Origin of the sequence: Peptoniphilus sp. SGI.035, from assembly GCF_050315115.1 — a bacterium.
GTDB lineage: Bacteria > Bacillota > Clostridia > Tissierellales > Peptoniphilaceae > Peptoniphilus_A.
In genome coordinates, this window is sequence record NZ_JBNPOJ010000004.1 from 72946 (window position 1) to 85176 (window position 12231).

Here is a 12231-nt window from a genome sequence, read left to right on the forward strand (position 1 = left end):
TCAAAATAAAAGATACTAAAAATAGGACTTAAAGTCCCACTCTTAGTAATTAGTCTTTTCTTTAACTTTTGCAGCCTTACCTTGTCTATCTCTAAGATAGTAAAGTTTAGCACGTCTAACTCTACCTTTTCTTGTAACAACAAGATCAGCAATTCTTGGTGAGTTAAGTAGGAAAGTTCTTTCAACTCCAATACCATAAGAAATTCTTCTTACTGTAAAAGTTTTTCTAGAGCTTTTTCCTTGAATCTTTATTACAGTTCCATCAAATACTTGGATTCTTTTTCTTTCGCCTTCAATAATTTTATAGTGAACACTTACAGTATCCCCAACATTAAATTTAGGTAAATTTTCATTTAATTGTTCATCTTCAATAGCTTTAATATAGTCCATTGTCTTTACCTCCTTCCAGTAAATCTTTCAATATATCTTTTTCTTCATCATTTAAAATTTTATTTTTTAATAAATCTGGTCTTTTCTGCAAAGTATTTTTTATAGATTCTCTAAGCCTATATTTTCTTATTTTTTCATGATCTCCACTTAAAAGAATATCAGGGACTTCAAGTCCTCTAAATTCTCTTGGCCTAGTATATTGTGGATACTCTAAAAGACCATTATAATGAGACTCATCTTTAAAAGACTCATCGCTTGCAAGAACACCATCAAGAAGCCTTGATACACCATCTATAATTACCATAGAAGCCAGCTCTCCACCAGTTAAAACATAATCACCAATGGAAATTTCTTCATCTACATAATTTTCAATGACTCTATTATCAATGCCTTCGTAATGGCCATTTAAAAGTATTATGTGTTCTTCACTTTTAAGTTCCTTTAGTTTATCTTGATTTAAAACCTCTCCTTGTGGAGACATATAGTAAACTTTAGAGTTACTTGTCTTTACAGATTCTATTGCCTCTACTATTGGCTTAATTTGCATTAGCATACCTGGTCCACCGCCATAGGGGTAATCGTCTGCTTGTAGATATTTGTTTATAGCAAAATCTCTAATATCCACAGTTTCGAGATCTAATTTTCCTTCACCGATAGCCCTTCCAACAATAGAAAAATCTCTAATGTTATTTATGAATTCGGGAAATAATGTTAAAACACTTATTTTCACAAAATCATTCCTTCTATTAATTTAATAGTTATTGTAGAATCTATTTTCTTAATAAACTCCTTAACTGCAGGTATTTGATAAATACTTTTATCTTCACTTTCAATTATAAAAATATCATTAGCAGGATATTCTAATACCTCTTTTAATATTCCTATATAATTTTTTTCAGTATCATAAACTTTTTTGCCAATTATATCAGAAATATAGTATTGGTTCTCATCTAAAGCTAATCTATCTTCATCTTTAATATAAATATAGCTGCCCTTTAAACTGAGGACATTATTAATATTTTCATAGCCATCAAAAGTAATGTAAACAAAATTATTCACTCTAACTCTTTTAATAGAAAATTCCGTTAATTCATCGCCTACAAATACGCTTTTTAATTCAGAAAATCTTTTGTTATCAAAAGTATAAGACTCAACTTTAATTTCACCCTTAATACCATGAGTATTTATTATCTTTCCAATGCACGTAATTGAATCTTTAATATTCTTCAATTTCTAAATTAACCTTTACATCTTCTTTTAGTGAAACAGCTTTTAAGATTGCTCTTATTGCCTTAGCAATTCTACCTTGTTTGCCAATAACTTTTCCCATATCATTTGATGCAACTTTAAGAGTAATATCAATTGAATTGTCATTCCTCGTCATTGTTACATCAACTGAAGAAGGATCGTCAACTAAAGATTTAGCAATATATTCAATTAATTCAACCATTTTGGTCCTCCAAACATACTGTTATTCAGTAGCTTCTGATTCACTTGCTTCTGCTGTATTATTTGAGTTTGCACCAGCATTATATACTGAATTTTCTCTGAAAAGTCTGTCAACTGTATCAGTAGGTTTTGCACCATTTTTGATCCAATTATTTGCTTTTTCTGAGTCTACAACAACTTTTTTAGGAGTTGTTAGTGGGTTATAGTAACCAATCTCCTCGATGAATTTTCCATCTCTAGGACTTCTAGAGTCTGCTACAACTATTCTATAAAAGGGTTTTTTCTTTGTACCCATTCTTCTAAGTCTAATTTTAACTGCCAAATTATTCACCTCCACAATAAAATTTATATATTAAAATATATAAGCACATTAAAAGGAAAAAGGTAATTTAAACTTTCTCTTTCCCATACTTTTGGACATATTTCCAAATTGTTTCATCATCTTTCTCATGTCTTTAAACTGTTTTATAAGTTTATTCACATCTGCTGGACTAGTTCCAGAACCCTTTGCAATTCTTTTTCTTCTTGATGAATCTATGATTTCAGGCTTTTGTCTTTCCTTTTTTGTCATAGAAAGAATCATTGCCTCAACTTTTGCAAATTCATTGTCAGGTAAGCTAATACCCTTTAAAGCCTTACTATTCATACCAGGTATCATTCCTATAATGTCCTCAAGTGGCCCCATATTCTTCATTTGCTGCATTTGATCTAAAAAGTCTTCAAAAGTAAAAGTTGACTTTCTAAGTTTTTCTTCAAGTTCTTTTGCTTTTTTTTCATCCACAGCTGATTGTGCTTTTTCAATTAAGGAGAGCACATCTCCCATTCCAAGTATTCTTGAAGCCATTCTATCTGGGTGGAAGACTTCAATATTATCCATCTTTTCACCACTGGCAATAAATTTAATAGGAACATCAGTAACAGATCTAATTGATAGAGCAGCACCACCTCTAGCATCGCCATCAAGTTTAGTAAGTATTACACCTGTTAACTTTAACATATCGTCAAACTTGTCGGCAACATTTACTGCATCTTGACCAGTCATTGCATCAAGCACAAGAAGAACTTCTGAAGGCTCAAGTGCCTCATGAATATCTTGAAGCTCCTTCATTAGCTTTTCGTCAATGTGAAGCCTACCAGCTGTATCTATGATAACTACATCATTTCCATTTTTCTTAGCATGCTCAAGAGCTGCTTTAGAAATATCTACTGGAGAAATCTTATCTCCCATTGTGAAAACTGGAGTGTCAACTGATTTACCAACAACTTGAAGCTGTTTTATAGCTGCTGGTCTATAAATATCACAAGCAACTAAAAGAGGTCTTTTACCGTCTTTCTTTAATTTATTTGCAAGTTTACCACTCGTAGTAGTTTTACCTGCACCTTGAAGTCCACACATCATTATAACTGTAGGCTTTTTTGAAAAGTCAATTTTAACTTCGTTAGTCCCCATTAAACTTGTGAGTTCTTCATTTACAATTTTAATAACTTGTTGGCCTGGAGTAAGAGATTCTAAAACTTCTTTTCCCAAAGCTCTCTCTTTAACTGTTTTCACAAAGTCTTTAACAACTTTAAAATTTACATCAGCCTCAAGAAGTGCAAGTTTTACTTCACGCATAGCTGCGTCAATATCTTTTTCGGATAATCTACCTTTTCCTGTTAATTTTTGCAAAGTACTTTGCAATTTATCAGATAAACTTTCGAATACCAAAAATTCACCTCCTAGTCAAAAAGTATTTTTCTTAGCTCTTTAAACTTCATATTGTTATTTTCATTTAAAGAATCTTTTTCTATACTTTCTAATATAGTTTCAATTTCTCTTCTTTTTATTTCTTTGTTATCTTCTTCTTTTTTTGCATTTTTTATTAATTCAAGTTTTTTTTCAAAGTCTTCTAAATTATTTTCTGCCCTTTTTAAATTATCAAAAACCGCTTGTTTTGAGATATTGAGTTCTGACGATATCTCGTTTATTGTGCAGTCATAGACATAATACATAAATGCGGCTTTTCTTTGCTTTTCAGTAAGAAGATTTCCATAAAAATCAAGTAAGTTGTTCATCCTAAAAAATTTTTCGTTCATTTTATCACCATTCTCTAGCCTGGTCAACCTTTTTACTTGACCTTTATTATTTTAGCTAATACCTTCAAATATGTCAATAACATTTTTTACTTTTTTTAATTATTTTTTATAAATGGAAATACCTTTATTTGATAATAATTTATTACTAAAAGTTTAACTTAAATGAATAAGTAGTCCTTAAATGTTAAATTGTTAAAATTCACACTTAAAATTATTGTTATAATTTTTTATATTTGGAAATAAAATTTTTCGTAAAAAAAAGTAGGAAAATCCTACTTTAATAAATATTTTTAACCAAAAATTGTTTCTAAAAATGTATCAATATTAAAATCTTGAAGGTCGTCTATGCCTTCACCAACTCCAATAAGTTTAATTGGAATTCCAAGTTCTGATTGAAGTGCAATGACAACTCCGCCCTTTGCAGTTCCGTCAAGTTTAGTTAGTGCAATTGCAGTAACATCAGTAACTTCCTTAAAAGTTTTCGCTTGATTAATGGCATTTTGACCAGTTGTTGAATCAAGTACTAATAAATTTTCACGATTTGCTTCGGGGTATTTATTAGTTATAATTCTATTGATCTTTTCTAATTCCTTCATTAGATTTGATTTATTGTGAAGTCTTCCCGCTGTATCCACAATCAGTACGTCTGTTTTTCTAGCTTTTGCTGCTTCAATCGCATCAAAAACAACTGCTGCAGGATCAGATCCTTCATCGTGACTAATTACATCAACATTTGCCCTATTTCCCCATTCTTTTAGTTGATCAATGGCTGCTGCTCTAAAGGTATCTGCTGCACAAACTAAAACAGATTTATTTTCCCCTTTAAATCTTTGTGAAAGTTTGCCAATTGTTGTTGTCTTTCCTACACCATTTACTCCAACAACTAAAATTATAACTGGTGATTCAGAAATTATTTTTGTATTTAATTCTGGATTCATCAATTTTTTTGCCTCTTCCATTAAAAGAGGTTTAACTTCTTTAGGATCTTTAATTTTTTCTCTTATAATTGTTTCACGCAAGTTGTCAATTAACTTCATTGTAGTTTCCATCCCAACATCTGCCGAAATTAAAATATCTTCTAAGTCTTCCAACATTTCATCATCTATTTTTACATAAGCTCCGATTACTGTGTTGATTTTTATTCCAACTTCTTTTCTAGTTTTATCTAGACCTTCTTTTAGTCTTTGGAAAAGTGAAATTTTTTTAGGTTCTTCTATAAGTTCTTCTTCTATTGTTTCTTCTTGGCCTAAATCTTCTTTTACTATTTCTTCATCAAATTCAGGTTTTTCATAAGAATTTATTTCTTTTTTATTTTTCTTAGGTTTTTCTTCAACTTCTACATTTTCAATCTTTTCTTTATTAGTATCTAAATTATCTTTTAAATCTTCAAATATATTTTCTTCAGCTTCTTCTTTTTCTATTTCTAAAGATTCATTATTTTCTTCTTCATGAGATTTTTCTTCTTCAAAAATTTTTTCAGATAAATCTTCGCTGATTTTTTCATCGCTAGCAGATTTTTCCTCAATGTCTTTAACATCTTTATCTAAAACAAAACTTTTTTCTAAGTCTCTAGCAATGACTTTATTTGCGTCATCATCTGAAATTATATTTTCAGAAACTTTTTCTTCAGTTTCTTGAATTTCTTCTTTAATATCAGTTTCTTTTTTCTTAAATTTATCCTTTAACCAATCAAACATAATTTTCACCTAATCCTTTAATTTTACAGAGTATAATTTACTAATTCCCTTTTCTTCCATTGTAACACCATACATAGTCTTTGCAATCTCCATTGTAAGTTTTCTGTGGGTTATAATTATAAATTGAATTCCATCCAGAGTTAAAAGATAATCAGCATATCTTTTGATATTTGCATCGTCTAAAGCCGCATCAATTTCATCAAGAATGCAAAAAGATGCAGGTCTATACTTTAACAAGGCAAATAAAAGCGCCACAGCAGTAAGGGATTTTTCTCCACCTGAAAGAAGTGAAAGGGACTGAAGTCTCTTTCCTGGAGGTGAAGCTTTGATTTCTATTCCAGAATTTAGCAAATCACCTTCAATGTTTATTTCAGCACGACCTCCATTAAATAAAATTTTAAATATTTCGGCAAAGTTTGTAGAAATTTCATTCATAGCTTCGCTAAATATTTTCTTCATTTCATAATCTAATTTACTTAAAATAGATTTTATTTCTTCTTTTGACTTAATAAGGTCGTCCCTTTGAGTAGTATAAAAATCAAGCCTTTCCTTAACAATCTTGTGTTCCTCAATAGATGAAATATTTACCTCACCATAGTCTCTTACCTTTTTTTTAAGTTTTTTTATAAAACTTTCCTTTACGTCAGAAAGACTTTCGTCGACGTACTCATTATAATCATCTATATTATATTCTTCATTTAACCTTATAGTTTCATTTAATATTTTATTTTTATTTATATCAACTTTTAAATTAATTTTTTCTAACTCAGAATTAATAATCAGTAATTTTTCTTTTAACTCACTTAATTTGTCTTTTTTGCATAAATAAATTTTGTTTTTTTCTTCCAAAAGTTCCTTATAATTGTTTATAGAAATTTTAAGATTTTCAATAGATTCACTTAAATTAAATAGTTTAATTTTATTTTCTTCATTTGAATTAGCTTTTAGGTCAATATTTGTATTTGCATCATCTAGGGAATTTTTATTATTTTTTAATTTTTCTTCAATGTTAAAAATTTCAGAATTAATTCTTTCTCTTTCTCTATTATTATAAAGTAATTTCTCGTGATTTTCTTTTTCTAAAAGTTGAATATCAATTTTTTCATTCTTTAATATTTCAATTTCTTTTGACAAATCAGAAAGTTTTGCATCACTATCTACTTCAAGTAATAAATTATCTAAAATTTTATTTTTATTTTCAATTTCTAAAATATTTTTGTTCAAATTTGAGAAATCAAGTTTAATGTTTTCTTCTAAATCCTCTCTCTCTTTTTCATATTTATTTAAATAATTTGTATTTAAATCTTTATCATTTTTGTTTTTGTATATGTTTTTTTCAATATCTGATATTTTTAAGTTGTAGGATTTTTGCTTTTCTAAATATTCATTTGCTAAACTATTTAAATCAAAAATATCCTTTTCAACTTTGTCTTTATCTTTTTCAATTTTTTTAATTTCATAATTTATTTCCCTTGATTTAGTCTGCAATTCAGTGATTTCATTTTTACGCAAAATAAAACTACTATTATAAGTATTTAAACTACCGCCAGTTATTGCTCCAGAAGGATTAAAAACTTCACCCTTTAGAGTTACTACCTTTAATTTATATTTTTTTGAAATATTGCTAGCATTTTTAAAATTATCAGCAATAATAACTCTGCCAAGTAAGTTATAAAATATTCCACTAAATAAATCATCAAATTTTATTAAATCACATGCAATACCAATTATTCCATCTTCAGATGTGTTTATCTTTACCTTGTTGCCATTTACTCTATCAAGAGGCAAAAAAGTTGCTCTTCCCATTTTATTTTTTTCAAGTATTTTTAGCATCTCTGATGTTTCTTTAGTTGAAGATACAATAATATTTTGAGCCATTGATCCAAGTGCTACGGAGATCGCCTTTTCATAATTTTTCTCCACAGAAAATTTTTCCGCAACAGGTCCATATAATGTATCTTTAAAAATATTATTTCTTGAAGAAAAATTCATAAAGGATTTTACAGTTCTATTATATCCTTCATAATTTGATTCCATGTTTTCCAGTATTTTTAATCTAGCCATTACTTCATTTAAATTATTGTTTTTTAAAATCAAATTATCTTTGAGGTTTTTATTGTTTTCTTTAAGTTTTTCTATCCTTTCTTCAGTTTGTTGAAACTCTAAACTATCTTTTTCAAGAATACTCTTTAATCTGTTGACTTCCTTCAACTCTTTTTCAATAAGCCTTTCAAATTCAGATTCATTAAGTTTTAGACTCTCAATATTTTTTTCTAAATTTAACTTTCTATTATTTTTTTCCTCAATAATATCCTTTAAAGTTTCATTTTTGAATTTTATATTTTCAATTTCATTTTTTATTTTATTTTTATTTTCAAAATTTAAATTTCCAATCTCTTCTAAATTTTTAAATTCTTCTTCTAATTCTACGATAATCTTACTTTTTTCATCTAATTTTTTTGTAATTTCATCTTTAGAATTTTTTAAAATCTCTTCGTCCTTTGCTAAACTTTCTAAATTCTCGTTAAACAAAATAATATTTTTATTTAGAGACTCATTTTCTAAGTCAATTCTCTGGGAATCCTTCCTTAGTGAATTTATTTTTTCACTTTGTAGATTTATATCTAAATATAGTTTATCGTATTCTTCTTTTTGCTGATTTAATAATTCATTGGAATTACTGCTTTTGTTTGAAATTTCTAATATTTCATTTTGTAGTGGTTCCAGTTCATTAGATAATTTATCACGCTCTAAAGAAATTATCTCAGAATCATTTTTTAAATTTTCAGAATTTTTTTCTAATTCTTTTTTTTCTTCTTCTATTTTTTTTATCTCTTTACAAGAAAAGTTTATGTCATTTATCTTTAAAATTTCGTAATCTTTTAAGTACGCTTCGGCTTTTTCTGCTTGTACTCTTAAATTTTCTTCTTGAAGTTCAATTTCTGATAAAATATCTTCAATTCTAACTAAATTTTCTTCAGTTTTTAAAAGTTTATTAGTAGATTGAACTTTTTTATACTTATATTTGGAAATACCAGCAGCCTCTTCGAAAATATTTCTTCTATCTTCAGGCTTTGAACTCAAAACAGACTCAATTTTCCCTTGTCCTATTACAGAATAGCCATCTTTTCCAATACCAGTGTCCATAAAAAGCTCTTTGATATCTTTAAGTCTGCACTTTTTATTATTTATTAAAAATTCACTCTCAAGAGATCTATACATTCTTCTTGTAATAGAAACTTCATTAAAGGGCAAGTTTAAAGATTTGTCGCTATTATCAAAAACAATTGTAACTTCACAAAGGCCAAGTGGTTTTTTTGTATCCGTTCCAGAAAAAATCACATCTTCCATTTTATTTCCACGAAGATTTTTAACTGAAGTCTCTCCCAACACCCATGTAATAGCATCATTTATATTGCTCTTTCCACTTCCATTAGGTCCCACTATTGCTGTAGTAGTCTTATCTAATTCAATTTTTGTTCTATTTGCAAAAGATTTAAATCCTTGCATAGTAACTGATTTTAAAAACATCTACTCACCTATAATAATCTCTTACATCAATAAATTCGATGAATTTTCCATGAACTTCCACTTCAAAATAGCCAAGGCTTTTTTCTTGAAGCTTTATTTTTGAAATTCCAAGTTTTTTCATTATCTCATTTTTATTTTTTGATTTTTGTCCACAAATATTTGAAATATTTCTCCCACTTGCATATATTAAAATCTCATCCTTAATATTTTTTGATTCTTTAAAATAATTTATTAATGCACATTTGAAATAAAAAGACTCAACTAACTGTCTATATGCTGGATGAAATGCTCCTGCAACTACATCTCCATCATAATTAATATTATCAGTTGGCTGAAGCCCAACCCTTATTACATTAATATTGTTTTTATAAAAAACATCAAGAATGTCTGCAACATATTTAATTGAAGATTTTAAATCAAGAGCTTCATACTTACCTTCTTTTAATTTTTTATAAAGTGTCGTTTCTTTAATTACAAGAGTTGGATAAACTCTAACACAATAGGGATCTAATTTTACAAATTCCCTTGCTGTAAAAATAGATTTTTCTAAATTATCGCCAGGAAGACCCACCATTTGTTGCAGTCCAAGCAAAAATTTATACTTCTTAATTAATTTTGAAGATGTATAAACACATTCTACATTATGACCTCTATTTGAAAGTTTTAAAACTTCTGGGTCAAGACTTTGTACTCCAAGTTCAATAATATCTACACCATATTTTTTTAAATTTTTAAGTATTCCATCATCAATTGCATCTGGTCTTGTAGAAAGTCTAATGAATTTTACAAGGCCTCTTTCTTTATATTTATGTGCAATTTCTAAAAACTCTGATTGTTTTTCAATTGGAATCGCTGTAAAACTTCCTCCGTAAAATGCAACTTCAACATTATCTTTCCTCTTAAAATAAGAAAGATATTCCAAAATAGTATTTTCAACATCACTATTTGAAATATCTGTAGACATTCCCGTAATTTTTCTTTGGTTACAAAAAACACAATCATTAGGGCATCCATAGTGTGGAATAAAAATTGGTATAATATTTCTCTTAGACAATTTTTCCACTCCTCTTAAATGCATCTCTTGCAGCCTCTTGTTGTGACTCTTTCTTAGATTTTCCTTTGCCGTTTCCAACTAAAACTTCATCTACATACAATTCTGTAAAAAAAGTTTTGTCATTATCAGGACCTTCTTCTCCCACTAATTTATATTCTGCTTTTTTGCCTGATTTTTGAACTTCTTCTTGAAATTTAGTTTTAAAATCTATATTAAATAATTTGTAGCTATCTTTTTCTAAAAAATCTTGAAATAAATATAAAATAATCTTTTTAGTATTTTCAAAATTTGAATCTAAATAAATTGCACCAATTAAAGCTTCAAGAGCATCAGCAGAAGTTGACTCCCTGTTTCTTCCACCGCTTTTTATTTCTCCCTTGCCAAATTTTATAGCATCACCAAGATTTAGTTTCTTAGAAATATAAAACAAAACTTTTTCATTAACAGATTCAGCTCTCATTTTTGTAAGAGAACCTTCCCTATCTTCAGGAAAATTTTTGTAAAAATATTCTCCAATGACTAGTCCTAAAACTGCATCTCCTAAGTATTCAAGTCTTTCATTGCATTCGTAGAACTTCATATTATTTTCATTGATAAAAGAACTGTGAGTCAAAGCCCTTTCTAAAAGTTCTCTATTTTTAAAATTATAATTTAATTTTTTTTCAAGATATTTTAGACTGTCCTTGGACATAAAATCACTGATCCAAATCTTCTACATAGTCGATTACATCGCCAATAGTTTTTAATTTTTCTAAATCTTCTTCAGAAACCTCTATCTCAAATTCCTCTTCAATTGTCATAACTAATTCAACAAGTTCAATGGAATCAGCATTAAGATCATCTTGAAAATTCATATCTTCATTAAGTTCATTTACATCAATGTTAAATTGTTCAGCAATAATTTCTAGAATTCTTTCTTTCATTTTTCTTCCACCTTATCCTTTATTTTATTAACTACATTAGATTCTACTATATTTATAGCATATTTTGCAGCATTTTTTATTGCTCTGCTATCAGAATTCCCATGAGCTTTAATAATGTTTCCATCAATTCCTAAAAGAATTGTGCCGCCAACTTCTTTCGCATCTAGATTTTTAAATTCATTCATTAAAAATTTTGTAAAAGCACTTTTACTTTCATCATCTAGTTTAGATTTTTGAATACTATGAAAAACATTTTTAACAGCAAAATCAATTACACCTTCAATTGATTTTAATAAAATATTTCCGTCAAAACCATCACATACAACAAGATCTGCTTCATTATTCATAATATTTCTTGCTTCAATATTTCCCACAAAATTTATATCACTATCTTTTAGCTTTGTATAAGTTTCTTTATAAAGAGAATTTCCCTTGCCTTCTTCAACACCTATATTTAAAAGACCAACTTTTGGAGAATCTATTTTATAATATTCTCTTAAAAAAGTTTCTCCCAGCATCGCGAATTCTAGTAGAAGATCAGGATTTGTATCCATGTTTGCTCCTGAATCAATTATCATTGTATTTGATTTTATCCCTGGAATAATTGTTGGAAGAACAGCTCTTTTTATTCCCTTGATCCTTCCAACTATAAAAAGTCCACCTGCAAGAAGTGCTCCTGTGCTACCAGCAGATATTAATGCATCAGCTTTCTTATCTTTTAATAATTTCATTGCAACTGCAATAGAAGAATCTTTCTTGCGTCTAAGTGCGAAAGCAGGGTCTTCATTATTTTCAATGTTTTCTTCTGCATAAACTATTTCAATCTTGTCTTTATTGTAATCAAGCTTTTGAAGATTCTCTTCAATAAAATCTTTCCTACCAACTAAAATAATATCTGTATCGAATTCATTAGCAACTTCAATTGCTCCCTTTATAATTTCGTATTTATTATCTCCGCCATTTACATCAAAAATTAATCTCATTTAGACCTCCAAGTAATAATTTTAATATATATCAAAAGCTTAAAAAAATCAACGTTAATAACATAACTCTAATACTAACTTATAAAAGTTTAACACATATATAATAAAATTTACACAAAAAACTCGCC

The 12231-nt window shown here is 28.1% G+C and carries 13 protein-coding genes; all 13 read right to left on the reverse strand.

All coding sequences use genetic code 11. The features are described 5' to 3' along the window. Positions 1 to 42: 42 nt before the first annotated feature. The 13 genes from rplS to plsX all read right to left on the reverse strand — a co-directional run bounded on the left by rplS (position 43) and on the right by plsX (position 12103). Complete coding sequence (gene rplS / locus ACQRC6_RS03290; RefSeq protein WP_427847727.1) at positions 43 to 390, reverse strand: 50S ribosomal protein L19; 348 nt, start codon at positions 388 to 390, stop codon at positions 43 to 45. Further along, a complete protein-coding gene (gene trmD, locus ACQRC6_RS03295) occupies positions 377 to 1120 on the reverse strand; it encodes a tRNA (guanosine(37)-N1)-methyltransferase TrmD (protein WP_427847728.1) in 744 nt (247 codons plus the stop codon). Before trmD ends, rplS begins: the two co-directional genes overlap by 14 nt. Continuing rightward, entirely contained in the window at positions 1117 to 1620 is a 504-nt protein-coding gene (rimM, locus tag ACQRC6_RS03300) for a ribosome maturation factor RimM (RefSeq protein ID WP_427847729.1), read from the reverse strand. The genes trmD and rimM overlap by 4 nt, the downstream gene beginning before the upstream one ends. Then, positions 1607 to 1840 carry a KH domain-containing protein gene (locus ACQRC6_RS03305; protein ID WP_293559040.1) on the reverse strand — a complete coding sequence of 78 codons (234 nt, stop codon included), beginning with the start codon at positions 1838 to 1840 and terminating at the stop codon, positions 1607 to 1609. The genes rimM and ACQRC6_RS03305 overlap by 14 nt, the downstream gene beginning before the upstream one ends. Positions 1841 to 1861: 21 nt before the next feature. Beyond that, entirely contained in the window at positions 1862 to 2161 is a 300-nt protein-coding gene (gene rpsP, locus ACQRC6_RS03310; protein WP_075659178.1) for a 30S ribosomal protein S16, read from the reverse strand. Positions 2162 to 2209: 48 nt separating this feature from the next. Continuing rightward, entirely contained in the window at positions 2210 to 3547 is a 1338-nt protein-coding gene (gene ffh, locus ACQRC6_RS03315) for a signal recognition particle protein (protein WP_427847730.1), read from the reverse strand. Between the two features lie 11 nt (positions 3548 to 3558). Further along, positions 3559 to 3915, reverse strand: coding sequence for a YlxM family DNA-binding protein (ylxM, locus tag ACQRC6_RS03320; RefSeq protein WP_427847731.1), 357 nt, complete (start codon positions 3913 to 3915; stop codon positions 3559 to 3561). Between the two features lie 290 nt (positions 3916 to 4205). Beyond that, the gene (ftsY, locus tag ACQRC6_RS03325) at positions 4206 to 5612 is read right to left on the reverse strand and encodes a signal recognition particle-docking protein FtsY (RefSeq protein WP_427847732.1); all 1407 of its coding nucleotides are present in this window, start codon (positions 5610 to 5612) and stop codon (positions 4206 to 4208) included. A 9-nt stretch (positions 5613 to 5621) separates the two neighbouring features. Further along, on the reverse strand, positions 5622 to 9143 hold the full coding sequence (gene smc, locus ACQRC6_RS03330; RefSeq protein ID WP_427847733.1) for a chromosome segregation protein SMC: 3522 nt from the start codon (positions 9141 to 9143) through the stop codon (positions 5622 to 5624). 4 nt (positions 9144 to 9147) lie between these two features. Then, positions 9148 to 10206, reverse strand: a complete 1059-nt coding sequence (locus ACQRC6_RS03335; protein WP_427847734.1) for an elongator complex protein 3 — start codon at positions 10204 to 10206, stop codon at positions 9148 to 9150. Further along, a complete protein-coding gene (gene rnc, locus ACQRC6_RS03340) occupies positions 10190 to 10888 on the reverse strand; it encodes a ribonuclease III (RefSeq protein WP_427847735.1) in 699 nt (232 codons plus the stop codon). The genes ACQRC6_RS03335 and rnc overlap by 17 nt, the downstream gene beginning before the upstream one ends. A gap of 4 nt (positions 10889 to 10892) precedes the next feature. Next, positions 10893 to 11120: an acyl carrier protein gene (acpP, locus tag ACQRC6_RS03345; protein ID WP_293559054.1), complete on the reverse strand. Its 228-nt coding sequence runs from the start codon at positions 11118 to 11120 to the stop codon at positions 10893 to 10895. Then, positions 11117 to 12103 carry a phosphate acyltransferase PlsX gene (plsX, locus tag ACQRC6_RS03350; protein WP_427847736.1) on the reverse strand — a complete coding sequence of 329 codons (987 nt, stop codon included), beginning with the start codon at positions 12101 to 12103 and terminating at the stop codon, positions 11117 to 11119. The genes acpP and plsX overlap by 4 nt, the downstream gene beginning before the upstream one ends. Between the last annotated feature and the right edge of the window lie 128 nt (positions 12104 to 12231).

What these genes read in the sequence shown, in the direction of transcription:
- rplS (WP_427847727.1), bottom strand. Translation starts at nt 390, where the DNA reads ATGGACTATATTAAAGCTATTGAAGATGAACAATTAAATGAAAATTTA.
- ACQRC6_RS03305 (WP_293559040.1), bottom strand. Translation starts at nt 1,840, where the DNA reads ATGGTTGAATTAATTGAATATATTGCTAAATCTTTAGTTGACGATCCT.
- ylxM (WP_427847731.1), bottom strand. Translation starts at nt 3,915, where the DNA reads ATGAACGAAAAATTTTTTAGGATGAACAACTTACTTGATTTTTATGGA.
- ftsY (WP_427847732.1), bottom strand. Translation starts at nt 5,612, where the DNA reads ATGTTTGATTGGTTAAAGGATAAATTTAAGAAAAAAGAAACTGATATT.
- smc (WP_427847733.1), bottom strand. Translation starts at nt 9,143, where the DNA reads ATGTTTTTAAAATCAGTTACTATGCAAGGATTTAAATCTTTTGCAAAT.
- rnc (WP_427847735.1), bottom strand. Translation starts at nt 10,888, where the DNA reads ATGTCCAAGGACAGTCTAAAATATCTTGAAAAAAAATTAAATTATAAT.
- acpP (WP_293559054.1), bottom strand. Translation starts at nt 11,120, where the DNA reads ATGAAAGAAAGAATTCTAGAAATTATTGCTGAACAATTTAACATTGAT.
- plsX (WP_427847736.1), bottom strand. Translation starts at nt 12,103, where the DNA reads ATGAGATTAATTTTTGATGTAAATGGCGGAGATAATAAATACGAAATT.